The following is a 24,247-nucleotide window of genomic DNA, read 5'->3' as shown; positions in this document are numbered from 1 at the left end:
GGATCATCTTAAACACCTCTTTATTTAACCACAGCAAAGATGTTGCTGTGGTGAAAAAGTGACTGAAACCAAAGTAAAATACCCTTTATAATGAAAGTTTTTGTCGAGTTACTGGTCAATTAAGCATGAAACAATCCATCCTTTTAATCATTGCCATGCTGTTGGCTGGTTGTGGCTCTGAACACAACGGTGATTCAGCGTCACCACAAACCAAGACTGATCAGCCAGCTGCCATGCAGCCCAAACCGATACAGTTAGCTGGCTTGTGGCGCGGTGTGCTGGCTTCCCCGGGTGGTGAGCTGCCTTTTGGTATTCAGGTTTCAAAGACTGAATCAGGCTATTCTGCACAAATTCTCAATGGCAGTGAGCGGGCCGATACTTCAGCTGTGTTGGTAGACGGTCAACACATTGAAATACAGTTTGATTGGTACGATGCCCGAATTAAAGCTTCTCTCGATGCAACCGGAGATGTCATGAACGGGCAGTGGAGCAAGACTGCCGCCGGTGCCATTTCTCAGTTACCATTCAAAGCCAGCCGGGGTTACGGCCATCGGTTCAGATTTCCTGCTGACAGTCAGGTCATGTCTTCGGTGAACGGTGTCTGGGAAGCGACATTTGTTGATGAAGATGGAGAATCGGTTGCGGTTGGTGAATTCTCACAAAGTGGTCCAGTGGTTAAAGGTACTTTTTTAACCCCTACCGGTGATTACCGTTTTCTGGCTGGTCATGCCATGAACGGCGAACTCAAATTGTCTGCATTTGATGGCGCGCATGCTTTTTTATTCACTGCTGAACTCAGTGATGAGGGCATATTGGAAGGTGATTTTTGGTCGCGTGACACCTACCATGCCAGCTGGACTGCCAGGCGCAATGACCAGGCCCATGAGGTGTTACCTGACAGTTGGGATATGGTGGCTGTGACCACGGAAGATCATTCTGTATCTTTTGCATTTGAAGACCTGAACGGTCAGTTGGTACAACTCAGTGATGACCGCTTTCAAAATAAAGCGATGTTGCTGAATATCTTTGGTACCTGGTGTCCGAACTGTAATGACGAGGCCCCTGTATTGGCCGAATTCCATCAAAAATACCGTGATCAGGGTTTTGAAATTGTGGGACTTGCTTTTGAATATACGGGTGATAAAGCGCGCGATCAGCAACAACTTGAGCGCTTCAAAAACCGCTACGGGATTGAATATCCGTTGTTATTGGCTGGCACCAATGACAAACAACAGGCTGCAGAGGTTTTGGGCTTTATTGATCAGGTGGTGGCCTATCCAACCAGTGTGTTCCTTGATCGCAACCATCAGGTGGTCAACATACATTCCGGCTTTGCTGGTCCGGGCACCGGTGAGCATTATGAAAAGCTGAAAGCTGAGCTTGAAGCGCAAATCAAGGCATTGATCAATTGATGTGCATCAAAACATGGCCGTCAAAAGTCCATCTGCATGACATCAGGGTACCGAAAAACATAGTTAAGCTTCAGTTTAACTTTTTGGTTACTGATGATTTTGTCTGAACCTGAAATGCTGTTTGCTGGTTCAGGTGGCTTCAGCCCCAAAGATGCGGCCATTGCTGGATAAAACTCAGCTTTACTGGGGTGGGTGTCGGCACAACCGTTGAATACCTCATTCCACGCCTGTTGTTTGATGATGGCAGCAATGATGCCCAGACAATCATCCAGATGGATCAGGTTAACCGGAGCCTGGGGATTGTTCATCACCCCGGTTCTTCTGAAAAACCGGCCGGGATGCCGGTCCGGTCCTACCAGACCGGCGAAACGCAGAATGGTGACAGAAGGCAGTGTGCGGATCAGTTGCTCTATCTGATACAAAGCGGAGTCGGTATTCAGGGCCAGGCTGGATTCATCCTGTAACTGGCCATTGTTCAGATAAACAGAGGTTGAACTGATGAATAGCAGGTGCTGTGAATCTGCCTGTCTGAGTTGTTCAACCAACCCCTGATAAGCTTCCACATCTTTACTGGTGATGGCCAATAGCAACACATCCGCTTGCAATAAGGCTGAATCTGGAGCCAGTTGCTGGCCCAACTCATACACTTCAACTTTATGGCCTTTTGTCTTCAGCTCTCTGGCTTTGTCAGCCTGGGTGGTGGTGAGGGTGAGATGATGTCCCAGTCGCTCCAGTTCGCTGGCCAATGGAAGGGCCAGCCAACCACTGCCGACCAAGGTGATGCGGCTCATGCTTCAGGCTTTTGGCAGGGTGACACCTTGTTGTCCCTGGTATTTTCCATCCCGATCTTTGTAAGACACGTCGCACACTTCATCGGATTCGAAAAACAGAAACTGAGCCACACCTTCATTGGCATAAATTTTGGCTGGCAATGGAGTGGTGTTGGAAAATTCCAGGGTCACATGACCTTCCCATTCTGGTTCCAGTGGGGTGACATTGACGATGATGCCACAACGTGCATAGGTGGATTTGCCCAGACAAATCGTCAGTACATTTCTGGGAATTTTCAAATATTCAACCGTACGCGCGAGACAAAATGAATTGGGTGGAATGATGCAAACATCTGATTTCACATCGACGAAGCTTTTGCGGTCAAACCTTTTGGGGTCAACCACAGCTGAATTGATGTTGTGAAAAATTTTAAACTCATCTGAACAGCGCACGTCATACCCATAGCTTGAGGTGCCATAGGAAATGATTTTATTGTTGCGTGAAGTTGTTCTGACCTGATCTGCCACAAAAGGGGAGATCATGTCTTGTTCTTGGGCCATGCGGCGGATCCATTTGTCAGATTTGATGCTCATAGGTGTCTGTTGTCGTTGAGGGATGAGTGATTCATCCAGGTTATATTTTATGCAACTTCAGGCTGTCGGTCAGGCTGAATTTGATTGGCAATTTGGCCAGGTTTTGCGCGGTCCGCAGTGCCATCATGCTGGCTTTTTCCTGCAGTTTTTGACCAGGGTTCCAAACCTTGTCCGGGGTGCCTTCATCCATGTTGGTGCGGATTTCAATATTCAATGGCATTTGACCCAACAGAGGCACGGCAAACTCTTCAGCCATTTTCTGCCCGCCATGTTGTCCGAAGATGTGAGCTTCATGACCACAATTTTCGCAGGTAAAGGTACTCATGTTTTCAATCACACCGAGAACGGGTATATCAACTTTGTTAAACATGGCCAGGGCTTTCTGGGCATCCAGCAAGGCAATGTCTTGCGGTGTGGTGATCAGCACCGCCGCAGAAACCGGAATCTTTTGAATCATGGTCAGCTGAATATCCCCGGTGCCAGGCGGCAAATCCATGATCAGGTAATCCAGTTTGGACCAGCGCGTGTCTTCGATCATCTGCATCAGTGCTTTGGTGACCATCGCGCCGCGCCAGATGGCCGGGTCTTTTTCACCCAGGATATAGCCCAATGACATGGTTTGTAAGCCATCGGCATCCACTGGCAGGAAAGATTTTTGATCAGGGGATTCAGGCTTTTGGCTGACCCCCAGCATTTTGGGGATGCTGGGGCCGTAGATGTCGGCATCCAGTAAGCCCACATTGGCACCCAATTGCTGCAGGCTTCTGGCCAGCATTACACTCATTGATGATTTGCCTACCCCGCCTTTCCCTGAAGCCACGGCAATGATGTTTTTCACCCCTTTGATGGGTTTGATGCCCTCCCTGACCCGGTGTTGTCGGATGTTTTGCTGAAGGTTCATTTCATCCACACCGCACAACTGTTGCAATCCGGTCTGATAGGCGTCTGTAAATGGGCCCATGGGGAAGCGGCTTTCTACGCGCCGTTTTTTGGCTTGGAAATCCATGGACTTACCAATGACCTGTTGGGTAACCGGGTCTGTCAGTTGGTTGAAATCACTCATGGTTAATGCTCCATAACTTTTTTGATCAATGACAAGGTAGATGGGTCCAGTGCCATGTCATTTAAAGTGTTGTTGGCCACATGTTCGGCAATGTCTCTGGCAATGGCTTTGCCCAACTCGACACCGGGCTGGTCAAAACAATTGATGTTCCAGATCACAGATAAGGAATAGACCATGTGTTCATACATGGCCAACAGTTGACCTACGGTCTGTGCTGAAATGTCTTTCATCAGTAGGGTGGTGCTGGGTTTGTTACCTGGGCAGCCTTTCATGCTGTGGTCTTCCTCTTTGCCGGACATCAAGGCCGCACCCTGGGCGATCAGGTTAAACAGCAGAAAATTCTGGCTGTCAGAGTCTTTTTCCAGTACTCCGATGAAATCCAGAGGCAAGGCATCCACACCTTGATGAAAGGCCTGGAAGAATGCATGTTGTGACAATTGACCATGATCGCCAAATACCCAGGGTGTGGTGGGATAAGTGATCACTTCTCCGTCGATGTTGTGCATTTTTCCGGCGCTTTCCATCATCAGTTGCTGTAGCCATTTGGGAAGACTGCGCAGCCGGGCGTCATAAGGCAGGCAGCCGTATGCATCCAAACCAATGAAATTCCGGTACCAGACTGTCATCAGCGCCATCAGTACCGGTATGTTGCTTGCAAAAGGTTGCTCGCGGTAATGGCAGTCCATTTGGTGGGCGCCTTTGAGCAGTGCCAGGAATTGTTCTTTACCGGCCGCCAGCACAATCGGAAAGCCGATGGCTGACCACAGGGAGAAACGACCACCAATGGTTTCTTCAAATGGCAAAATCATGGACGAAGGGATTCCTGCGGCGCGTGCCTTGGGGGTGTTGGCGGTGATGGCCATCAGTGAACTGTTGTGTTCAGTGGGTTGGTAACCTGGTAATTGTTTTAGTTTTTGCTCAACGGCCCTGGCGTTCATCAGGGTTTCTACGGTGGAAAAGCTTTTTGAGCTGATGCAAAATAAACAGTGCCTGATGTCAATGGACTGAAACAATTGATTGATCAGGGCGTCATCTACACTGGCAGCAAAATAGACTGGGATGAGGCTTTCGCTTTGTAATTCAGTGATTGCTTCCACCACCAACCTGGGGCCAAGGTAAGAGCCTCCGATGCCAATGTTAACCAGCTGTTTAACCGGCTCGCCAAAGGCTGTTTTGATGTGCCCGCCGGTGACCTGGTCGGCCAAAGCAAATAACCTGTCCAGGTTTTTTGAGTAGGCCCGGTTATCCGGATCCCGTAACTGGGTATGGGTGGCTGGTAACTGGTCAGTGGTGTTGACCACCTGCCCTTCAAACAGGGCTTCTATCGCAGGCTTGAGTTTGGCATGCGTTGCCAACTCACACAATAAACCGATGGCTGATGAGTCAATCCAGTTTTTGGATAAATCAAGATAAAGGTTTTCGCATTCATATGTCAGCAGTTGATGACGGTCAGCCTGTTGCCACAAAGCCCGTAAATCTCTGACCTGTGGTTGTTTGGCTTTCTCATGAAGTTGGTGCCAGAGTGGATTGTTGTGCATGGCGTTGTGCGAAGGTCAATCAAACGCATCATTGTAGCTTATATGGCAAAAAAAAACCCATCCAAATTGGATGGGTTAAATACGATATTTTACTTTTGTGCCCTGCTTGTCTTGGAGTTGAATGATTTACTCTAAAACTGTCATCAATAATACAACACGATTTGTATAAATGCAACACCTAAATGCTTATTTGTTTAAAAAAAACAACAAAAACCTCCTTTGTTACATTTGTGTTGCAAAAAAACAACAGGAAATCGGTGTATTCAACCCTTCTGATGCTTTACATGTCTGATTTTAACCAATTGTTCTTCACAGCGATGTCGCTGACAGTGGCTGATGATTTGTTGATGCAAGTGAGTGGGCAGTTGTGGGTTCAGTTCGAGCAATGGTGCCATTACGAAGCATCGTTGCGTGATCAAAGGGTGGGGAACCTGCAGTTCTGCCCTGTTCAGTTGTATTGTGTCATACAGCAGGATGTCAATGTCAATCACCCGGCTGTGCCACCTGGCATTGTGCTGTCTGCCCATGATCCGGTACTCAATGACCTTAATAAGCTTCAACAGTTGCATTGGGGTTTTTTGGGTGTGCATGGAAACCGCTGCATTGACAAAGTCAGGCTGATTTTTGATGCCCCAGGGTTTTGAGCGGTACCAGGCAGATGTGTTGATCACCTGGCAGCCGGGGAGTCTGTTCAGGTAATTGATGGCGAGTCGAAGTTGGCGCGTAGGGTTGTTGAGGTTGCTGCCCAGACCCAGGTAGCAGATTTGGTCTCTGGCCCGGTGCACGCTTATAACAGGTGGCTGACTTTCTGGCGCTTTATTTTCTTTCCAAAAATCAAGCTTTTGACTGCTTCTGGCGCCATGCTCTGGATGTTGGTCCAAAATTCGTCCTGAGCTTCCAGTGAATCATCAACAGAAGCCCGAAGTAACAGAAAATCGTATCCCGCTCTGAATCTGGGGTGATGCAATGTGCCATACACGCCTTTACCATACATTTTTTTAAACCGCAGTTGCAGCATCCACATTTGTCTGACGCCATTTTGGATGGCCTTGGGGATCATCAGCATGTCGCGTTGGTTGACCATTACCTCGGTGGTGGCTTCGTGCAATGCGTCATGGGCATTTTTACCTGCTTCACACAGCTGGTGATAGATTGGAATGAATTGGACCCAAAGCACGCAGGCAGTCAGGAAAACAGGAGTCACCGACAAGCCGTTTCGTAACCGCGTGTCGGTGTTTTTGAATGCATGAATCAAAAAGGCGTCCCACCGGTGGTCTTCTTCCAATATTTCGGCTACCACTGGGAACATCAAATCAAAGATGCGCAGTTCCCGCAATACATGGTAGGCAATTTCCATGTGGCCACAGTGAAACATTTTGACCATTTCATCAAACAGCCGCGCAGCCGGTACATTGATCAGGTGCTGGCGATGCTGAATGATGCTTTGTTGCATTTCTTCGGTCAGCGTCAGACCCAGTTTGGCATGAAACCGGATGGCACGCAGCATCCTCACCGGATCTTCTATAAAGCGTTTGCCGGGATGACCAATGAGCTTGAGCTCGCCGGTTTTGAGGTCTCTGACCCCATCCGCAAAATCAAGAATGGATTCTTCCAACACATCATAATACAAGGCGTTACAACTGAAATCACGGCGCAAAGCATCCTGGTCCACAGTGCCAAAAACATTGTCGCGAATGATTTGTCCCTTTTTGATGACCCGGTCACCAGGATCGCTGCCACGAAAAGTTGCAACTTCATAGATGCTGCTGCCCATATAAATATGAGCGAGCCTGAAACGGCGCCCAATGATGCGGCATTTACCTTTGAAAATATTTTTGATGTCATCGGGTGTGGCGTCAGTGGCGATGTCAAAATCTTTGGGATGTAAGCCCAACAGTAAATCGCGCACAGCGCCGCCAACCAGGTAGGCTTCAAAGCCATGATCAACCAGGCGACTGATGATTTTTTTCGCGGCTTTGTTGATTTCACCTGTGGGCAGACGATGTTCTTCTTTGGTGTATGTGATGAGGTTCTTATTCAGCAACTTTTTTGGCTTCGGTTTATTGGCTTGTTGTATAATTGCGCATTATATCAAATCAAGGAGCAAATGAATGACTTTTGTGGTGACTGAGGCCTGTATTAAATGTAAATATACCGATTGTGTGGAAGTCTGCCCGGTTGATTGTTTCCATGAAGGCCCCAATTTTCTGGTGATTGATCCTGAAGAGTGTATTGACTGCACCCTGTGTGAGCCAGAATGTCCCATTGAAGCGATTTACCCTGAAGATGACCTGCCCGCTGGTCAGGAGTCGTTCATTGAAATCAATAAGGAATTGTCTGAAAAATGGCCGGTAATCACCGCCATGAAAGATGCGCCGGAGGATGCCGACGATTGGGCTCAGGTTAAAGACAAGGCGCACTTGTTGGAGCGGGGAGACGATTGATCCACCGTGCAGTTAAATAAAAAAAGCGCCGCATGGCGCTTTTTTTGTGTCGTGGAACAGGATGAGAATCACTCTGTGGTGGCGGCCTCAAATATATGGGTAAACAAGTCATCCACCACATACGATGAAGGGGCTTGGAAGTCTGTGGTTTGTAACCAGATTTGCTGTTTTTGTGGCAGTTTGAGACAGGTCAGGAGGTAATCTCCAGAGCGATCCACATAGTTACTGTTGATACTGAACAGGCGTTTGAGAAAATTCTTGCTTTCAACTTCCTCAGTGATGGGGTCGTAAAACCGGAAAGTTGCCTGGCAGTTTTCTTTGTCTTCATCAAGCAGTAGCCAATTGTAACCATGGTCCCCGGTCATCAGATCCCAGGCGTCTTTTTCATTGAAAATTTCTATGGTGGGCATGCCTTGTGACTCAATAATGACCACGTTTTCATCTTCGCTTCGTTTGCGGGCAAAAGCCATTTCCGGTGGTTTGGAATCAGGAGAAACGTTGCTGCCTGAGGCGGTGACTTCAGGAATGGAAAGGTTGTTACTGGTTCTTGGCAAGTCCTGATCTTCGGCAGGTTTGAGTTTTGGTGTGCTTTCGGCATCCAGATAAGCCTCTTCTTTAACCATGCGGCCACAACTTGCAGTCAGCAGACAAACGGTGAAGACACAGAAAATTCTGATGAATGAACTCATAGTGTATTAAACTCCTTAAGAATGGGTTCGATAAATGGTTTGATTTGTCGATTGGTCAGTTCGGTCATAACCAAAGGTTTTCTGATGCCGGATGATACCATGTTTGCCAGATGCATGAGGGATTTAACCGGACAGGGGTTGGGTTGGTGAAACAAAAAATCGTAAAGAGGTTGCAATTGTTTGTCGTGTGATTCCGCTTGAGCGACGTCGCCGAGCTGTAAGTGGTCACACATCTCAGCCATGATGGCGGGTCGCACATTGGCCGCCACACTGATCACACCATCGGCGCCGTTTTTAATCGCTTCAACAAAGGTGCCATCATCGCCTGACAGCACTGCGAAGTCTTTGATGCGGGCCAATGCAGCAATTCTCCCCATGTCTGCTTTTGCTTCCTTGATGCCTATGACCTGTTTCAATTTAGCCAGTTTTGTTGTGCTTGCTGTGGCCAGGTCATTGCTGGTACGCGATGGCACATTGTACAGAATGACTGGCAGCTCGCTGTTGCCGGCAATGGTTTTGAAATGTTGAATCAGGGCTTCTTGTGTGAGGGTCAGGTAGTAGGGTGTAACCACCAGCACCGCATCAGCCCCATTGTCTTTGGCTTTTTGATTGGCTGCCATTACTTGGTCAGGACAGATGCCTCCAGTCCCGACAATAACCCGGGTGTTGCTCCCCTGACAATGACTGACTGCTGATCGGGTGAGCAAGTCAACTTCCGCTTGCGTCAGCAAGGCAGATTCTCCTGTGGTGCCAGCCACCACCACTGCTGAGGTGCCGGATTGGGTGTGCCATTGGATCAGGCGTTCCCACTGTGCCATTTCAAGGTTGCCCTGGCTGTCCATGGGAGTGACCATGGCTACCATACAACCGCGCAGGTCTTTGGCTTGTAATTGCCCCATATTATGACTTGTATAAAATCTTCAAAAGCGCATAATTATATGCTTTTTTCAATGGTTGTGTATTAAACAATGGTTAAATTAGACAATAAAATCTGGCAGCACGAGAACAGCCTCACCAATGGCACAGCTCAGCCACTGTCGGCGCTTTGTGATCAGTACCTGGTGGTGTTTTTTTACCCCCGGGCAAACACCCCTGGGTGTACCACTGAAAGCAATGAATTCTCTGCCAGGCTTGGTGAGTTCCAGGCAGCAGGCTGTGAAGTGGTTGGGGTTTCAATGGACAGTCTGAAAAAACAGCAAAATTTCAAAACCAAATATGAAATGTCGCTGGAATTAATTGCCGACACTGATGAAGTGTTGTGTCAGGCATTCGATGTCATCAAAGAGAAAAAAATGTATGGTAAAACCTTCATGGGTATTGAGCGCAGTACTTTTTTACTGGATCGGCAGGGTGCGGTGTTGCATGACTGGAGAAAGGTCAAAGTGCCAGGGCATGTTGATGAGGTTTTGACGCAGGTCAAAGCATTGTAAGTGGCCATCGGTTATAATATTGCGCTTGATCAAAAATAAGAATAAAAAAGGAAGCTAAAAATCATGAGTGAAAAAATAACCATCATCAAAGGAGACGGCATTGGTCCGGAAATCATGGACGCCACCATCCGGGTTTTGGATCATCTGGACCTGGGACTGACCTATGACTATCAGGATGCTGGATTAATGGCGCTGGAGCTGCATGGCGAGTTGTTGCCACAAGCCACCCTCGATGCCATCAAATCAACGGGGATGTGTCTCAAAGGTCCACTCACCACACCAGTGGGCAAAGGATTCAGCTCAATCAATGTGGCCTTGCGACGCTACTTTAACTTGTATGCGAATGTCCGGCCTGTGGTGACTTTTGAAGGCACCAAATCAAAATATGAAGACATTGATATTCTGACCATCAGGGAAAACACCGAAGGTGCTTACCTCAGTGAAGGGCAGACCATCAACGAAGACCGCACGGTGGCTGAATCCAAAATTGTGGTTACCCGTGAAGCCTCAGTCAATATTGTGCGCTATGCTTTCGACATCGCTCAAAAGGCCGGGCGCAAGAAAGTCACAGCGGTCCATAAGGCCAACATCATGAAAACCACTTCTGGGTTGTTTTTGGAAGTGGCGCAGGAAATCGCCAAAGAATATCCTGAAATTGAATTCAATACGTTGATTGTAGACAACACATGCATGCAGCTGGTGATGAATCCCGGACAGTTTGATGTGATTGTCACCACCAATTTATTCGGTGACATCATTTCAGACTTGTGTGCAGGTTTGGTGGGAGGTCTGGGTATGGCCCCAGGTGCCAACATCGGTAATGATGTGGCCATGTTTGAAGCCGTACATGGATCGGCTCCGGACATTGCCGGCAAGAAAATAGCCAATCCGACTGCCTTGATTCTGGCGGCGGCCATGATGATAGAGCACCTTGGGTACACCGTGGAGGCGGGTCGAATTCGCCAGGCCATCAAACAAACGCTGCTGGATAAGGATCGTTTGACCGGTGATCTGGGGGGCACTGCACACACCGCAGAATTCACAGATGCAGTGATCTCGAGGCTCTGAAGATTGTTTGATTTTCTGTGCGCAGCAGGTCGTTGTTGTGCGATTGCAACAAAATGTGGTTTTTTATGCGACTTTTTTCACGAAATGTGTGATGAAAAATTGACTTTTTGTTGTTTTTTTGCCATTATTCGACCTGCGGCGAAATATTAGATAGATGTTAAAAAAACTCAACAAATTCACACCTGCGTTATGCCTGTCCCTGTTGATGTCACCTGTGGTGACGTCCGCATACGTCTATGATGCCGCCGAAAATCTGTCGCAATGGGGCACCACACAAGACGCAGAGATGAACCTGATTGATGGCAAGATGGACCTGGGTCACTGGCGCAATGCCATTGCCAACCGCATTTATCCTAATTTTTACGATACGCTGCAAATATCTCAGCTGGACCAGTTTGCCAGTCAGTTGAGTTTTCAAGGTGCCAAACTGTATTTCAAGACCGACAGCAACACACGTCTGCTTGACTTGAAAGACGGTAAGTCATACTTCTTTACGTTCGACTACGACCAGTCATTCTTGCAAACGGTGCAGTTTCAGGAAAATCCGTTTAAATATGATCAGTTTCTGTTGTCAGAAAAGGATTCTTTCAGACGCAGCATATTTGCCCCTGGTTTTGCCTATCGGGTGAATGACGATTCTGAAGTCAGTCTGGCTGTGGTGTTTGCCCAACAAAACTATTCTGATGTTAATTTTCTGGCCTCAGAAATCAATGGTTTTAATCAGCTTGATCTGTATGCGGTCAGCTTCAACGAAACCAGTAACGGCTTAGGCCTTAGTGCGGGATTTTCTCAGCGTCTGGCGGACTGGCTGATTGTTGATACACAGTATCAGTCAAAAATTGACATGGATGGTTTCAGTCGTTTGCTGGGCGTGCAGGCTGATCCAGCAGATTTTGATGTACCAGAACAAATAGACTTTGCTTTCGGTTTTGGTCTTACTGAACGGGATGCGATCACCCTGCGGGCTACGCACAGCATTTACAGCGACATCAATGCATTCGTCAGCCGTTCATACCCTGATATATTTTTGACATTCCTCAATGACTTCGAAAGTCCGGAGTTTTTGTGGGATGATCACACCGTGTATTCATTCAGTTATGAGCACAGTTTCAAAAACGGTGCGGTGTTGAATGTTGAATACGCCGGAAGACAACAACCGCCTGCCACTGATGAAGACCTGACCACCATTTTGGAAGCCATTTCTGCGCCGTACAGTGTGCGGGTGGGATTGACCACGCCATTGTTGGGTGGCGAGCTTGATATCTACGCCAGTTACGCACCAAAACCGCTGAATTTCGGGCGCACCGATTTTGGCAGTGTCAGCAGTGAGTTGAAAGGCAAGCACACCGAGGCTGTGTTGTCGTGGTTGTTTACTTTCTGATGAACTTTACCAGTTAACAGGACCCCCTTCCTGCATGAACGTTATCTCCAGCTGGTTCAAGAGAAATTTCTCTGATCCGCAAATCGTCATTCTCATCTCAGCACTGATTCTGGGTTTTGTCTTTGTCATCTATTTTGGCCGTCCTCTGGCACCTTTTTTAACCAGTATTGTGGTTGCTTATTTGTTAGAGAGCGTTATCATTCGCCTGGAACGCCATAAAGTACCCCGGGTTTTGGCTGTTGGTCTGGTGTTTCTGATATTTGTGGCAGTGATGTTTATTCTGCTGATCTGGTTGGTGCCCAAACTCACTTCCCAGCTAACCCAGTTGGCGCAGGTGTTGCCTTCCTATTTATCGGAAGGTCTGGATTTTCTGCGTGAACTCCCGGAAAAGTACCCTGCATTGGTCAAACCTGAGCAGGTGCAATCCATCATCACCACGGCAACCAACGAAATGACTGCGGTGGGGCAGACCATCCTCGGTAAAACCGTTTCCTCAGTTTTCAGTGCTTTTTCGATCGCGGTGTTTTTGGTGGTGATGCCCATTTTGGTGTTCTTTCTGCTCAAGGACAAAGCCATCATAGTTGCCTGGTTAAGACAATTCATACCCAGGGACTCTAAACTGACTTTGTCAGTCTGGCATCAAGTGGATGTGCAGATAGGAAATTATGTCAGGGGCAAAGCCTTTGAAATTGTATTGGTTGGCCTGACGTCATATATTGTCTTTGTGTTTCTGGATTTACAGTATGCCATTTTGCTGGCCACTCTGACGGGCTTCTCTGTATTGGTTCCATTTATTGGAGCGGTGGCAGTTACGGTGCCCATCGCGCTGGTCGCTTTTGTGCAGTTTGGCTGGACGGCACCATTTGCTTATGTGATGATTTCTTACGGCGTCATTCAGATGCTGGATGGGAATGTGTTGGTGCCCTGGCTGTTCTCTGAAGTCAACAATCTTCATCCCGTAGCGATCATTGTTGCGGTCCTGTTCTTTGGCGGTGTCTGGGGTTTTTGGGGTGTGTTTTTTGCGATTCCTTTGGCCACCCTGGTTAATGCCATCATTGAATCCTGGCCCAAAACCATTCAAGCAGCTGAGGATGAATCAGTCGTTGAGTAATTCGCCAAGCTGACCTCTTCGATGCAATGCATTCAAATCGTCAAATCCACCCACATGATGTCCATTGATGAAAATTTGTGGCACGCTGGTGCGGCCTGATTTTTCCATCATTTTTTGCCGTTGATCAAGATCCTGATCAACCCTGATCTCCCGATATGCCAGGTTGAGGCTTTTCAGCAGATTTTTAGCGGCGTTGCAATATGGGCAAATGAGTGTGCTGTATATGATGATGTCATTCATGGTGTTGGTTACATACAATGTTTGGGTTTGGGTAGTCCGGCATGTTTACTGGCCAGTCTGACAGGGCCGTCAGGGTAAAGCCGGTACAAATACCTGGAGTCTATGTGTTCATTCAGTTGCTGCCTGAGGGCTTTGATCAACAGGCGCATGGGCGGTGTTTCACCAGTCAACTCAAAGATATCCCGAACTGCGTCAATCACTGCCCAATGCGCATCAGTCAGCGTGATGTCATCGCTTCCGGCCAGCCATTCAGCGACTGACTTATTCCAGTCTTCACGGTGCTTCAGGTGACCATGTTGGTCGGTTGCTATCTTCATGTTTTCCAGCTACAGGTGTTGTCATGGGCAATGATCAGATCAAGCCACTTGTGGTGGTCGATCACATGGTCTTTCATATGTGGGTCATCATTGGCATTTACAAGGTACCATGGAATGCCTTTGAGCCGCTGGTCCTGCATTAACAATTGGCTTGCCCCGCTTGTGAGCTGACCATAGATCACCAGGCTGTCAGCCGGGCCGATCAGTGCCATTCCACGATCAAATCCCGAAAAGTCCTGCCAGTGATATTGGTGTAAGGTGCTCATGAAATAAAGTCTGCCGAGTCAGCCAGCCCTTGATACCATCCAGGTTGACAAAGGTTGCCGGGATCACCGCCGGATGTCACCAGCTCCCTGACTGATGCAATGCCGTACAGTTCCAGAGCGGTCAGTTTTTTACGCCAATGTTGATGATGTCGCCAAAATTCAGCAGCACCCTCGGTGAAAACCAAGTGGACTTCAAAATCAAAATTGAGCATGGCCAGCATCAACAGATATTGTTGTTCCAGGCGCTCTGGTTTCATGGATTGGTGAATCATGAACAGGCACTTCATCAGGTGAGCTCCACAATGCGATCTGCTTGTTCCATGGCGCTGGCCAGGCTGGCCATGCCAACCACTTCAAAGGCTGGGCTGTCTGGTGGCTCCTGGTCATGGTGATCGAGCATGGTGCGGCATATCATCAGCCGGGTTTGATGGGTGTTTTGAATCGACTGCCAGCATTCCAGCCACTGAGAATCTGTTGACAGTAAAACCGACGACCCGTAAAAAAACACGCTGTGCACAGTCTGCCCTTGTTGATCCATGGTGCTGGCCAAAGCCAGTGCTTCGTGCAGGCATGCCTGCCAATGGTGTGCAGGGTTAATCAGTAAACAAAATTTCATGTCCACATTGTACTCAATCGCTACATCAACTGTACATCCCTGAGCGTTCAATTAAGCATTGGTGGCTTGAAATAAAGCCAGGTAAACACCACCTTAAACCGGTTGCCAATGCATTATTTTACATGAGATCATGCATCAGCACTGGCTGTCAGTTCTTGTGCTGACAATACTGAGGTAAAATCATTGAATTTAACAGCTAATTACTGGTCAGAAAGATACAATATGAACATGCGCAAATATTTGACCCTTACAGGCCTGATGCTGTTGACCACAAACATCACATGGGCTGAATTTAAATTGCCTGATCTGGGCAATCCCGCTGATCGGGTGTTATCCGCTGATGATGAGCAACGTTACCGGCAAAGTATTCGTGAACAGATGTTTCAATTCAACTTTGTCATGACCGACCCGGTGGTTGCATCGTACATACACTATCTGGGTTACCGCCTCGCGGCATTTTCAGATAAACCCGAACAAACCTTTGATTTTTTTATGGTGCCAGCCAATTTCATCAACGCCGCTGCCTATCCTGGAGGGCTGGTGGTGGTTTATTCCGGATTGTTTCTTGAGACCGATACGGAAAGTGAACTGGCAGGGGTGTTGGCGCATGAGATTGCGCATGTGAATCAACGCCATATTTCAAGGATGATGGCCAAACAACAAAAATCGACGGCTCCAATTTTATTGGGAATGCTGGCAGCCATTGCAGCAGCACAGTCAAGCAGCAGCAGTGATGCACCGATTGCCATCGCTGCGAGTGTTTCCGCAATTCAGCAACAGTTGGCGATTAACTTTACCCGTTATCATGAATATGAAGCAGATCGGGTTGGCATCAACACCCTGTACAATGCCGGCCTTAACCCAGAAGGCATGGCCACATTTTTTGGTAAATTGATGCAAAAAAACCGGGTTGACCCCCGCTATCAGTTGCCCGAATACCTGCGCACCCACCCATTGTCTGTCAATCGGGTAACCGAAGCCAGAAACCGGTTGCAAAATTTTTCACCCGCTCCGGTCCGGGAGTCTCACATGTATGCATATGTGAAAGAACGATTACGGGTTCTGACCGCTGATGAGTTCACTGACCTGAATGCTTATTACCAGGGCGCTCTGAGTCAGGAAACCGGCTCGGTGAATGCGTTGTTGTACGGCCGGGCTTTGCATGAGTTTACCAGCAACAAGTTTCGGCAGGCATTGGATACCCTGGCCTTAATTGAACCACAGGGTGGTACCAGGCACGTGGTCGATTTATTGGAAATCCAAGTGTGGTCGCAGCTCGATCCTGTGGTGACCAAAGATAAGATTGATGCGTTGCTGGCCTGGAGCCCTGATAATGATACAGTACTGGAAACCACTGCCAGGGTGTTGATGCAGTACAAGGACCTGGATTATGTGGATCAGGCCATCAGCCATTTAAGAAAGCTGGTGGTGAAGCATCCACATAATCCACACTACTATGATCTGCTGTCCATTGCCTATTACAATGCGTTGAAACCCACTCAATCGGGTGAAGCCATGGCCAGAAAAGAACATTTGATGGGGCGTAACTACCGCGCGGTGCGGATATTGAAAAACCTGCGAAAAAATGAAGACCTGGATTATTATCAGACTGCAGAAATCAATGCCCTGATCGCTCGCTATGAACCGCTGATTACCGAGCGGGAAAGACAACAGGAAATTGCAGCAGATCGTGGCATTGGACGCTGAAAAACACCCGTTGGTGCTGCCTTCAGCGGGTTTTGGCCATTTGCCCTACAGTGAATCAATATTCTTTGATATTTGTGGGCTTTTTGATTACAATGCGCGATTAGCTAAAATTCAGTGAGAGAAACATGGCACGAGTCACCGTAGAAGATTGTTTAGAAAAAGTACCCAATCGTTTTGATTTGGTATTGATGGCTGCCAAGCGCGCTCGTTTAATTGCCAATGGCCAGGAGCCAATGGTTGAAGAAGAAAACGACAAACCGACTGTACTGGCTTTGCGTGAAATCGCCGAAGACAAAATCAATGAAGAAGTACTGGCAGAACTGGAGCTGGAAGCCAAACGTGCCAGAGAGTTGGAAGCTTGGAACGCAGCGGCTGAAACTCAGGACAATGAAGACGCCGAATAACTGTTGTACTGACTGTCAATCGATGAGGTATTGGATGTGAGTGAGTTGTCATTCACATCTGCCACCATGAGCCACAAAGCAGTGGTGGCGGCATTTAAAACGCTGAAAGAAAAGACCAACCTTTACCTCGAACCTCAGGAAAAAACCCAACTCAGAAAAGCCGTTCATTTCGGCGCAGCTGCCCACGAAAAACAAATCCGGAAATCCGGCGAGCCCTACATCACTCACCCCATCACCGTGGCCACTGTGCTGGCTGAATTGCGGGTTGATATTGATACCCTGATTGCCGGGGTCTTGCATGACACCATTGAAGACACAGATGTCACTTTTCAGGACATCAATGAACATTTCAATGAAGACGTGGCAAACCTGGTTGAAGCCGTCACCAAGCTTGATAAACTCAAATTTCGTAACCTGAAAGAGGCTCAGGCCGAGACATTTGTGAAAATGTTGTTTGCCATGGCTGATGACATCCGGGTGATCATCATTAAGCTATCAGACCGATTGCATAATATGCGCACCATTGGTGCCATGAGCGCTTCCGGGCAAAGGCGAATTTCCAGAGAAACGCTGGATGTTTATGCGCCCATTGCCGAACGCATGGGGTTAAAGTGGATTCAGCATGAATTGGAGGACCATGCCTTCAAGGCATTGCACCCCAATCAATACAAAGCCATCAGTGAGGCCTCCAAGAAAATAGCTGGCAACCGCAAAAAAGCGGTGGAAAAAATCCGTAAAACCATAGAAAAAGCTTTGCTGGCATCATCCATGCCAGCCGAAGTCACCGGTCGACAGAAGTCACCTTTCAGTACTTATAAGAAGCTGAAGGATAAGCAGGTTGAAATTGAAGACATCCATGATTTATTCGGCGTCAGGATTGTGGTCAAAGAGTTGCCGCAATGCTATCTGGCACTGGGGGTGATACATAACCTGTACCCACCGAACGAAAATGGTTTCAAAGATTACATTGCCGTGCCTAAACAAAATGGCTATCAATCATTGCATTCTGTGGTCACCGGTCCTTTTGGTATGAAACTGGAAGTGCAGATTCGTACCGAGGAAATGGATCAACTGTCCGAGGCCGGTGTGGCAGCGCATTGGTTATATAAACACAAAAACGCCCAACAGACTCAATCATTAACCAAAGCCAGAAACTGGCTGTCATCATTGCTGAAATTACAGAAAGATTCAGGCAGTTCACTGGAGTTTTATGAAAACCTGAAGAGTGATCTGGGCAGTGATGAAATTTATGTATTCACTCCCAAGGGTGACATTGTGCAATTACCCAGTAAGTCATGTGTGATTGACTTTGCTTTTGCAATCCACACTTCAGTGGGGGCCCATGCCGAAAGTGCTCTGGTGAACGGAAATCCGGCAACCCTGTCACAAGTGTTGGACACTGGAGATACCGTCAGCATTAAAACGGCACACGGATTGACGGTGAATGCAGACTGGTTAAGGGTTGTGGTCACCAGTAAAGCCCGAACCGCAATCCGCAAAGAATTGAAAGCCATCAAAGATGAAGATGCCCTGATTTTGGGTCATCGCATGCTGGACCGGGCGCTGGATACCTTTGGCTATACCTTCGAAAAGCTTGACCCACGGTCTGTTAAAAGGGTGCTTAAACATTACCAGCTCAGTTCCATGGATGAATTACTCAAGTCATTTGCCTTTGGGCAATTGCTGCCATCCATTGTGGCAAGAAAACTCATGCCGTTAATGAAACAACGGAAATTGGATAAGGTATACGAGCCGAAAGAGGCATTGTCTATTGACGGTACAGAAGGGTCCATCGTCAACTACCCCAACTGTTGTTTGCCATTGCCAGGTGATGACATCACCGGATACCTGAGTCCGGCCAAAGGTGTGGTGATTCACCGCAGTGGTTGTATCAATTTGGCTGAAACGCTGAAAAGCTCTCCGGAAAGAAAAGTGGTTTGTCGCTGGAATGTCAATACCACCGGAACCTTTAAAACCTCAATAGAAGTGGATGTCGTAAACCGCACCGGGGTACTGGCCAATCTGGCTTCGGTGATTGCCGGTGAGGATGTCAATATTGTCACCATCGACCAGACCGATAAAGACACCGGATTTTCACAGCTGTTGTTTACCGTAGAGGTGGAAAGTAAACTACATGCCCAGAGCCTGATGGATCAGTTACAAAGTCATCGGGAAGTTCTCAACGTCAATCGAGTTTATCATGAAAAAAATCATCAGCACTGACCAGGCTCCTGCAGCCATCGGAACCTATTCGCAGGCCATTGTTCATAACAACACACTGTTCACTTCAGGGCAGATCCCCATTGATCCGGCGACCGGTGAGATGCTGCCGGCAGAGTTTGAATTACAGGCACATCAGGTGTTCAAAAATCTGGCAGCCATTGCCGCCGCCGCCGGCACTGATTTGCAACATGCCATCAAGCTCAATGTGTTTTTACAGGACCTGGAAAATTTCGCCAGCCTGAATCACATCATGGGTGAATACATTCAGCAACCATACCCGGCAAGGGCAGCAGTACAGGTCGCCAGGTTGCCTAAAGATTCATTGATCGAAATTGATGCCATTATTGCCGTTGACTGACCGTTTTTATGGAGTTGACTCAGCTCAAAGGGATCGGTAAGACAACAGCTGAAAAACTTGAGCAACTGGGTATCCGTGATGTCATGGATCTGTTGTTTCATCTGCCTTTGAGGTATGAAGATAAAACCAAAATAACGGCCATTGATGATTTGCAGGGGTTCAGTCATGCTCAGGTGGAAGGTGAGATCACTCATTCATACGTGACCCAGGGAAGACGGCCGATATTGGTTTGTGAAATCGATGATGGCAGCGGCAACATGCAGCTGAAATTTTTCAATTTCTACTATTCACAAAAAATCAAAATGCGTGCTGGATTAAAGGTTCGCGCCTTTGGCGAAGTCAGGCATGGGATGTATGGCATGGAAATCATTCATCCCGAATTTTCTTTGGGCGAAGATCAGCCACCATTGGCCGAAACCCTGACGCCAATTTACCCCAAATCTGAAGGGGTGTCTCAAAAACTGCTGCAAAAAGCCGCCGCTCAGGCCATTCAGTTGCTTCAGGCCGGCGCATTTGAACTGGACGAATTGCTGCCTGCTCAATGGCTCAGCGCACAACAGTTGCCAACCCTCAAAGCAGCATTGATTCAGGTGCACACCCCGCCACCGGAACTGAATGTGAATCAATTGATGACCATGAGTCATCCTGCGCAAATCAGACTTAAGATTGAGGAAATTCTGGCCCATTTTCTGGCCATGCATCAAGCCCGAACCGCCATCCAGCAACATCAGGCTGTGGCCATGCCAATCAGTGAGGCTGATCATCAGGCCATGCTTGAGCGACTGCCGTTTGAGTTAACCGGTGCCCAGCAAAGGGTGGTGGCTGAGATTCATCAGGATTTGGCCAAACCAATGCCCATGCAACGGTTGGTGCAGGGTGATGTGGGCAGTGGTAAAACTGTGGTTGCTGCATTGGCTATTCAGGCAGCATTGCGTGCCGGTAAACAAGCGGTGATGATGGCTCCAACTGAGATCCTGGCTGAACAGCATCTACTGACCATGAGGGATTATTTTCCGCAAGAACAGCTGGTGTTTCTTTCCGGAAAAATCAAAGGACAAGAGCGTGCTGAGGCGTTGACTGCCATCGCAGGTCAGGGCAACATCATCATTGGCACCCATGCTTTGTTCCAGACTGAGGTGGTTTATCGTGATCTGGCCCTGGTAATCATCGATGAGCAACACCGTTTTGGAGTTCATCAACGGTTACAACTCAAACACAAAGGCAAACAACACGATCAGCTGCCACACAACCTGATCATGACCGCCACGCCGATACCAAGGACGCTGGCACAAATTGCCTATGCCAACCTGGATGTATCGGTGATTGATGAATTGCCACCCAATCGCAAGGTCATCAATACGGTGCTGCTGGAGAACAGTAAAATGCCACAACTGGCTGAACGCATACGCAGTGCCTGCCAGCGTGGAGAACAGGCATATTGGGTATGTACCCTGATTGAAGAATCTGAACACCTGCGTGCCAAAGCAGCACAGGATACCTTTGATGAACTGACCGCATCGTTTCCGGATCTGAAAGTGGGTCTGATTCATGGCAGGCAGAAAGCCGATGAAAAACAGCTGGTAATGGATCGTTTTAAGGCCAATGAAATTCATTTGCTGGTGGCCACCACGGTGATCGAGGTTGGGGTGGATGTTCCCAATGCCAGCCTGATGGTGATTGACAATGCCGAGCGACTGGGCCTCTCGCAGTTGCATCAATTGCGCGGCCGGGTAGGGCGGGGAAACCGGCAAAGTCACTGTGTGTTGATGTACCAGGCTCCCCTGAGTGAAAACGCACAGATTCGATTACAAACCATGCGCTCAACCAACGATGGATTTGAAATTGCCAGGCAGGACCTCAAGTTACGTGGCCCGGGAGAAATTCTGGGAACCCGGCAGAAAGGCAGCATGGAATTTCGGTTTTCCAATCCGGAACAAGATGCTCAGTTGTTTCAACAAGCCAAAATCCTGGCTGCTGATCTGATGAAAGACAACCCTGAAGTCTGCGAACGCATCATCCAGCGCTGGCAACATCAGGCTGGTGAATTGGCCAAAGTATGAAATCGTCAGCCCTGTGAATGACTTGATGTTTTATCGGTTATGAGGAGTCAATGACGCATGATTCAGCTTGCCGGAAGGCAGGAGGGTTCTCCGGTGGGGCATTGGCTCAATCAACAAGCTCATCGTTCAGAGTAGTTGGCTCCATCTGCCGGCATGAGCCGGACTGGACACTGTTGGTTACTGTGCCAGTCCTGAAGCCATAATCATCCATTTCAAGGCATCCCAAAATGCAGGTCATGAAATCTGCTTGGGTTCCGCTCGGTAAATGCTGTGATTGCTCACAACATCATGTCAACACAATGCTAAACTGTGCCCATTCAAAGACAGGAACACAGACATGCTTACCGTACATCACCTGAATAATTCGCGTTCTCAACGAATCCTTTGGATGCTTGAGGAATTGCAACTGGATTATGAAATTAAGTTTTATCAACGCGACGCAGAAACCCAACTGGCACCTGATGAATTGAAGCGCATCCACCCGTTGGGCAAGTCGCCGGTGGTGACTGATGGCAATCAGGTACTGGCTGAGTCAGGCGCCATCATTGATTACCTGGGGCGTGCCTATGGCAAACAGGAGTGGGTGCCCAGACGCAACAGTGCACGTTACCAGGCATACATGTATTGGTTGCACTATGCCGAAGGCTCATTGATGTCTCCACTGCTGCTTAAAATAGTCTTTGATAAAGTCAAAAGCAGCAAAATGCCATTTTTCATCAAACCCATTGCCCATGGCATTGCCAATAAAGTGATGAGCTCATTTGTGACCCCGAACATCAAAACACACTTTCAGTATGTCGAGGATCACCTTGCTGAGCATGAGTATTTCACCGGAGACCGGATAACCGGTGCCGATATTCAGATGTCATTTCCGCTGGAAGCCAGTGTTGCCAAAGGCAGCATCACCGAAGAATCCCATCCGCACATCTGTCGTTACGTCAGGGCCTTTCAGGGGCGGCCTGCCTATCAGGCTGCATTGCAAAAGGGAGGTGAGTACGACTATGCAGATTGAGGCTTCGGATGGGTTGCAAGCCAGGGGGAATCCGTTAAACTATCGGTTCACCATCACACAGTCGTGCCATGAACAAAACCCGCTTTGAACAACTGGCCTCAGCCGGCCATAACCGCATACCGCTTTATCATTGTGTGTCCGCTGATTTGGATACCCCACTCAGTGCGTGGCTGAAGCTGGCCAACGGTGAGCATACCTTCCTGCTGGAATCAGTAGAGGGTGGTGCTCAATGGGGGCGTTACTCAATCATCGGTCTGTCAGCCAGTTTTCGCTTTCAGGTGATGGGAACCCGCTTTCAGGAATTCATGCATGACAGCCTGATTGATGAATATGAGGCTGAAGATGTACTGGCACAAATTGAGCACATCAAAGGTCGTTATTCAGTTCCTGTGATTGATGAATTACCCGCTTTCAATGGAGGATTGGTTGGCTATCTGGGCTATGAAATTATTGAACAGATCGAACCTCGGTTGAAGGGATTGGCGCCGGAAGACCGCTTGCACATCCCGGATGTCAATATGATGCTGGCCGAAGAGTTGGCGGTGTTTGATAACCTGGCTGGCAAAGTCTGGCTGATTACGCATGCCGATCCGGCAGATGACTTTGCATATGAGAAAGGCATGAAACGCCTGCATGATCTGACCCACCGCCTGCGCTCAGGGACCACGGGTTATGCTGAGATGATCAATCAGAACAGCATCAATACCACAGACTTTAAAACCGGTTTCACTCAGGAAGAATTCAATCAGGCGATCGATCAATGTAAAGCCTACATTGAATCAGGTGACATCATGCAAGTGGTGCTGTCGCAGCGAATTTCCACACAATTCAACGCCAGACCTTTGGATGTGTACCGTGCGTTGCGGGCTTCCAACCCAAGTCCTTACATGTATTACATGGACTTTGATGGTTATCAGGTGGTTGGTTCATCTCCTGAAGTTTTGGTCAGGAGGATGGGGGATGAAATAACCCTCAGGCCCATAGCTGGGACCAGACCACGAGGCAAAACCGCCGAAGAAGACAAGGCTTTTGAAATTGATTTGCTCAATGACCCGAAGGAAATTGCAGAACACCTGATGCTGATTGACCTTGGTCGCAATGATGTGGGTCGGATTGCAGACATTGGTTCTGTGGTATTGAAAGACAAGATGATCATTGAGCATTATTCGCATGTGATGCATATTGTCTCTGAAATCAGGGGGCAGCTGCAGGCCGGTAAATCCAATGCCGATGTCATCAAAGCAGTCTTTCCTGCGGGCACCTTGTCAGGAGCTGCCAAGGTGCGGGCCATGGAGGTGATTGCCGAGTTGGAAAAGGTCAAACGCAATGTCTATGCCGGTGCCGTGGGGTACATGGGCTGGCACAACGACATGGACCTGGCCATCGCCATCCGCACAGCAGTGATCAAGGACCAGGAGCTGCATGTTCAGGCGGGCGCAGGGATTGTGGCTGACAGCACCGCTGAGAATGAATGGCAGGAAATCATGAACAAATCCAAAGCGGTCTTCCGTGCCGTTGAACAGGCCATCAAGGGATTCTGATCG

The 24,247-nt window shown here is 48.3% G+C and carries 26 protein-coding genes; 13 read left to right on the top strand and 13 right to left on the bottom strand.

Annotated features, from left to right (window positions below; all coding sequences use genetic code 11):
- Positions 1–125 precede the first annotated feature (125 nt).
- Positions 126–1,412 (top strand): TlpA disulfide reductase family protein, encoded by a 1,287-nt coding sequence (locus tag B0475_RS16735; RefSeq protein ID WP_077413032.1) that lies wholly within the window; start codon positions 126–128, stop codon positions 1,410–1,412.
- 20 nt (positions 1,413–1,432) lie between these two features.
- Here the strand turns inward: B0475_RS16735 and B0475_RS16730 are convergent, their stop codons facing one another.
- The 6 genes from B0475_RS16730 to pcnB all read right to left on the bottom strand — a co-directional run bounded on the left by B0475_RS16730 (position 1,433) and on the right by pcnB (position 7,421).
- Positions 1,433–2,203 (bottom strand): Rossmann-fold NAD(P)-binding domain-containing protein, encoded by a 771-nt coding sequence (locus tag B0475_RS16730; protein WP_077413031.1) that lies wholly within the window; start codon positions 2,201–2,203, stop codon positions 1,433–1,435.
- Positions 2,204–2,206: 3 nt separating this feature from the next.
- Positions 2,207–2,776: a dCTP deaminase gene (gene dcd, locus B0475_RS16725; RefSeq protein ID WP_077413030.1), complete on the bottom strand. Its 570-nt coding sequence runs from the start codon at positions 2,774–2,776 to the stop codon at positions 2,207–2,209.
- 40 nt (positions 2,777–2,816) lie between these two features.
- Positions 2,817–3,839 carry an iron-sulfur cluster carrier protein ApbC gene (gene apbC / locus B0475_RS16720; protein WP_077413029.1) on the bottom strand — a complete coding sequence of 341 codons (1,023 nt, stop codon included), beginning with the start codon at positions 3,837–3,839 and terminating at the stop codon, positions 2,817–2,819.
- Between the two features lie 2 nt (positions 3,840–3,841).
- Positions 3,842–5,377 carry a glucose-6-phosphate isomerase gene (gene pgi / locus B0475_RS16715; protein WP_077413028.1) on the bottom strand — a complete coding sequence of 512 codons (1,536 nt, stop codon included), beginning with the start codon at positions 5,375–5,377 and terminating at the stop codon, positions 3,842–3,844.
- 263 nt (positions 5,378–5,640) lie between these two features.
- Positions 5,641–6,162, bottom strand: a complete 522-nt coding sequence (gene folK, locus B0475_RS16710) for a 2-amino-4-hydroxy-6-hydroxymethyldihydropteridine diphosphokinase (RefSeq protein WP_157893043.1) — start codon at positions 6,160–6,162, stop codon at positions 5,641–5,643.
- 2 nt (positions 6,163–6,164) lie between these two features.
- Positions 6,165–7,421, bottom strand: a complete 1,257-nt coding sequence (gene pcnB / locus B0475_RS16705) for a polynucleotide adenylyltransferase PcnB (protein ID WP_157893042.1) — start codon at positions 7,419–7,421, stop codon at positions 6,165–6,167.
- A 67-nt stretch (positions 7,422–7,488) separates the two neighbouring features.
- Between pcnB and fdxA the strand changes: the two genes are divergently transcribed.
- Positions 7,489–7,821 carry a ferredoxin FdxA gene (gene fdxA, locus B0475_RS16700; RefSeq protein WP_077413026.1) on the top strand — a complete coding sequence of 111 codons (333 nt, stop codon included), beginning with the start codon at positions 7,489–7,491 and terminating at the stop codon, positions 7,819–7,821.
- Between the two features lie 68 nt (positions 7,822–7,889).
- Here the strand turns inward: fdxA and B0475_RS16695 are convergent, their stop codons facing one another.
- Complete coding sequence (locus tag B0475_RS16695) at positions 7,890–8,510, bottom strand: hypothetical protein (protein ID WP_077413025.1); 621 nt, start codon at positions 8,508–8,510, stop codon at positions 7,890–7,892.
- Positions 8,507–9,409 carry a 4-hydroxy-tetrahydrodipicolinate synthase gene (gene dapA, locus B0475_RS16690; RefSeq protein WP_077413024.1) on the bottom strand — a complete coding sequence of 301 codons (903 nt, stop codon included), beginning with the start codon at positions 9,407–9,409 and terminating at the stop codon, positions 8,507–8,509. Before dapA ends, B0475_RS16695 begins: the two co-directional genes overlap by 4 nt.
- Before the next feature lie 69 nt (positions 9,410–9,478).
- Here dapA and B0475_RS16685 point away from each other — a divergent pair, with 69 nt between their 5' ends.
- From B0475_RS16685 to B0475_RS16670, 4 genes are all read left to right on the top strand, one after another.
- Positions 9,479–9,940, top strand: a complete 462-nt coding sequence (locus B0475_RS16685; RefSeq protein WP_077413023.1) for a peroxiredoxin — start codon at positions 9,479–9,481, stop codon at positions 9,938–9,940.
- A 63-nt stretch (positions 9,941–10,003) separates the two neighbouring features.
- Positions 10,004–11,008, top strand: a complete 1,005-nt coding sequence (locus tag B0475_RS16680; RefSeq protein WP_077413022.1) for an isocitrate dehydrogenase — start codon at positions 10,004–10,006, stop codon at positions 11,006–11,008.
- 205 nt (positions 11,009–11,213) lie between these two features.
- Positions 11,214–12,389 (top strand): hypothetical protein, encoded by a 1,176-nt coding sequence (locus B0475_RS16675; protein WP_198538365.1) that lies wholly within the window; start codon positions 11,214–11,216, stop codon positions 12,387–12,389.
- Positions 12,390–12,423: 34 nt separating this feature from the next.
- On the top strand, positions 12,424–13,500 hold the full coding sequence (locus B0475_RS16670; protein WP_077413020.1) for an AI-2E family transporter: 1,077 nt from the start codon (positions 12,424–12,426) through the stop codon (positions 13,498–13,500).
- Here B0475_RS16670 and grxC read toward each other — a convergent pair.
- Genes grxC through B0475_RS16645 form a run of 5 tightly spaced genes read right to left on the bottom strand, consistent with a single transcriptional unit; the run spans position 13,486 to position 14,939 of the window.
- The gene (grxC, locus tag B0475_RS16665) at positions 13,486–13,740 is read right to left on the bottom strand and encodes a glutaredoxin 3 (RefSeq protein ID WP_077413019.1); all 255 of its coding nucleotides are present in this window, start codon (positions 13,738–13,740) and stop codon (positions 13,486–13,488) included. The genes B0475_RS16670 and grxC overlap by 15 nt on opposite strands.
- Positions 13,741–13,748: 8 nt before the next feature.
- The gene (locus tag B0475_RS16660; RefSeq protein ID WP_077413018.1) at positions 13,749–14,057 is read right to left on the bottom strand and encodes a TusE/DsrC/DsvC family sulfur relay protein; all 309 of its coding nucleotides are present in this window, start codon (positions 14,055–14,057) and stop codon (positions 13,749–13,751) included.
- Positions 14,054–14,323, bottom strand: coding sequence for a hypothetical protein (locus tag B0475_RS16655; RefSeq protein WP_077413017.1), 270 nt, complete (start codon positions 14,321–14,323; stop codon positions 14,054–14,056). The genes B0475_RS16660 and B0475_RS16655 overlap by 4 nt, the downstream gene beginning before the upstream one ends.
- Positions 14,320–14,610, bottom strand: a complete 291-nt coding sequence (locus B0475_RS16650) for a hypothetical protein (protein ID WP_157893041.1) — start codon at positions 14,608–14,610, stop codon at positions 14,320–14,322. Before B0475_RS16650 ends, B0475_RS16655 begins: the two co-directional genes overlap by 4 nt.
- Positions 14,610–14,939, bottom strand: a complete 330-nt coding sequence (locus B0475_RS16645) for a DsrE family protein (RefSeq protein ID WP_077413015.1) — start codon at positions 14,937–14,939, stop codon at positions 14,610–14,612. The genes B0475_RS16650 and B0475_RS16645 overlap by 1 nt, the downstream gene beginning before the upstream one ends.
- Before the next feature lie 228 nt (positions 14,940–15,167).
- Here B0475_RS16645 and B0475_RS16640 point away from each other — a divergent pair, with 228 nt between their 5' ends.
- The 7 genes from B0475_RS16640 to trpE all read left to right on the top strand — a co-directional run bounded on the left by B0475_RS16640 (position 15,168) and on the right by trpE (position 24,244).
- Positions 15,168–16,646: a M48 family metalloprotease gene (locus B0475_RS16640; RefSeq protein ID WP_157893040.1), complete on the top strand. Its 1,479-nt coding sequence runs from the start codon at positions 15,168–15,170 to the stop codon at positions 16,644–16,646.
- 125 nt (positions 16,647–16,771) lie between these two features.
- Positions 16,772–17,050, top strand: a complete 279-nt coding sequence (gene rpoZ, locus B0475_RS16635; RefSeq protein ID WP_077413013.1) for a DNA-directed RNA polymerase subunit omega — start codon at positions 16,772–16,774, stop codon at positions 17,048–17,050.
- Between the two features lie 36 nt (positions 17,051–17,086).
- Positions 17,087–19,273 (top strand): RelA/SpoT family protein, encoded by a 2,187-nt coding sequence (locus B0475_RS16630; protein ID WP_157893039.1) that lies wholly within the window; start codon positions 17,087–17,089, stop codon positions 19,271–19,273.
- On the top strand, positions 19,251–19,631 hold the full coding sequence (locus B0475_RS16625) for a RidA family protein (protein ID WP_449288552.1): 381 nt from the start codon (positions 19,251–19,253) through the stop codon (positions 19,629–19,631). The genes B0475_RS16630 and B0475_RS16625 overlap by 23 nt, the downstream gene beginning before the upstream one ends.
- Positions 19,632–19,639: 8 nt before the next feature.
- Positions 19,640–21,691, top strand: a complete 2,052-nt coding sequence (gene recG, locus B0475_RS16620; RefSeq protein ID WP_077413010.1) for an ATP-dependent DNA helicase RecG — start codon at positions 19,640–19,642, stop codon at positions 21,689–21,691.
- 337 nt (positions 21,692–22,028) lie between these two features.
- Positions 22,029–22,703, top strand: coding sequence for a glutathione S-transferase (locus tag B0475_RS16615; protein ID WP_077413009.1), 675 nt, complete (start codon positions 22,029–22,031; stop codon positions 22,701–22,703).
- Between the two features lie 68 nt (positions 22,704–22,771).
- Complete coding sequence (gene trpE / locus B0475_RS16610; RefSeq protein WP_077413008.1) at positions 22,772–24,244, top strand: anthranilate synthase component I; 1,473 nt, start codon at positions 22,772–22,774, stop codon at positions 24,242–24,244.
- The last annotated feature ends 3 nt before the right edge of the window (positions 24,245–24,247 follow it).

Origin of the sequence: Marinicella sediminis (assembly GCF_002000055.1) — a bacterium.
In the GTDB taxonomy this organism is placed as follows: domain Bacteria; phylum Pseudomonadota; class Gammaproteobacteria; order Xanthomonadales; family Marinicellaceae; genus Marinicella; species Marinicella sediminis.
This window is presented reverse-complemented; position numbering and strand designations above follow the sequence as displayed.

What these genes read in the sequence shown, in the direction of transcription:
- B0475_RS16660 (WP_077413018.1), bottom strand. Translation starts at nt 14,057, where the DNA reads ATGAAGATAGCAACCGACCAACATGGTCACCTGAAGCACCGTGAAGAC.
- B0475_RS16645 (WP_077413015.1), bottom strand. Translation starts at nt 14,939, where the DNA reads ATGAAATTTTGTTTACTGATTAACCCTGCACACCATTGGCAGGCATGC.
- B0475_RS16695 (WP_077413025.1), bottom strand. Translation starts at nt 8,510, where the DNA reads ATGAGTTCATTCATCAGAATTTTCTGTGTCTTCACCGTTTGTCTGCTG.
- trpE (WP_077413008.1), top strand. Translation starts at nt 22,772, where the DNA reads ATGAACAAAACCCGCTTTGAACAACTGGCCTCAGCCGGCCATAACCGC.
- B0475_RS16655 (WP_077413017.1), bottom strand. Translation starts at nt 14,323, where the DNA reads ATGAGCACCTTACACCAATATCACTGGCAGGACTTTTCGGGATTTGAT.
- fdxA (WP_077413026.1), top strand. Translation starts at nt 7,489, where the DNA reads ATGACTTTTGTGGTGACTGAGGCCTGTATTAAATGTAAATATACCGAT.
- B0475_RS16625 (WP_449288552.1), top strand. Translation starts at nt 19,251, where the DNA reads ATGAAAAAAATCATCAGCACTGACCAGGCTCCTGCAGCCATCGGAACC.
- B0475_RS16675 (WP_198538365.1), top strand. Translation starts at nt 11,214, where the DNA reads ATGTCACCTGTGGTGACGTCCGCATACGTCTATGATGCCGCCGAAAAT.
- B0475_RS16670 (WP_077413020.1), top strand. Translation starts at nt 12,424, where the DNA reads ATGAACGTTATCTCCAGCTGGTTCAAGAGAAATTTCTCTGATCCGCAA.
- B0475_RS16730 (WP_077413031.1), bottom strand. Translation starts at nt 2,203, where the DNA reads ATGAGCCGCATCACCTTGGTCGGCAGTGGTTGGCTGGCCCTTCCATTG.
- B0475_RS16650 (WP_157893041.1), bottom strand. Translation starts at nt 14,610, where the DNA reads ATGAAGTGCCTGTTCATGATTCACCAATCCATGAAACCAGAGCGCCTG.
- B0475_RS16640 (WP_157893040.1), top strand. Translation starts at nt 15,168, where the DNA reads ATGCGCAAATATTTGACCCTTACAGGCCTGATGCTGTTGACCACAAAC.
- B0475_RS16685 (WP_077413023.1), top strand. Translation starts at nt 9,479, where the DNA reads ATGGTTAAATTAGACAATAAAATCTGGCAGCACGAGAACAGCCTCACC.
- dapA (WP_077413024.1), bottom strand. Translation starts at nt 9,409, where the DNA reads ATGGGGCAATTACAAGCCAAAGACCTGCGCGGTTGTATGGTAGCCATG.
- apbC (WP_077413029.1), bottom strand. Translation starts at nt 3,839, where the DNA reads ATGAGTGATTTCAACCAACTGACAGACCCGGTTACCCAACAGGTCATT.
- recG (WP_077413010.1), top strand. Translation starts at nt 19,640, where the DNA reads ATGGAGTTGACTCAGCTCAAAGGGATCGGTAAGACAACAGCTGAAAAA.
- B0475_RS16735 (WP_077413032.1), top strand. Translation starts at nt 126, where the DNA reads ATGAAACAATCCATCCTTTTAATCATTGCCATGCTGTTGGCTGGTTGT.
- B0475_RS16680 (WP_077413022.1), top strand. Translation starts at nt 10,004, where the DNA reads ATGAGTGAAAAAATAACCATCATCAAAGGAGACGGCATTGGTCCGGAA.
- B0475_RS16615 (WP_077413009.1), top strand. Translation starts at nt 22,029, where the DNA reads ATGCTTACCGTACATCACCTGAATAATTCGCGTTCTCAACGAATCCTT.
- dcd (WP_077413030.1), bottom strand. Translation starts at nt 2,776, where the DNA reads ATGAGCATCAAATCTGACAAATGGATCCGCCGCATGGCCCAAGAACAA.
- pgi (WP_077413028.1), bottom strand. Translation starts at nt 5,377, where the DNA reads ATGCACAACAATCCACTCTGGCACCAACTTCATGAGAAAGCCAAACAA.
- rpoZ (WP_077413013.1), top strand. Translation starts at nt 16,772, where the DNA reads ATGGCACGAGTCACCGTAGAAGATTGTTTAGAAAAAGTACCCAATCGT.
- grxC (WP_077413019.1), bottom strand. Translation starts at nt 13,740, where the DNA reads ATGAATGACATCATCATATACAGCACACTCATTTGCCCATATTGCAAC.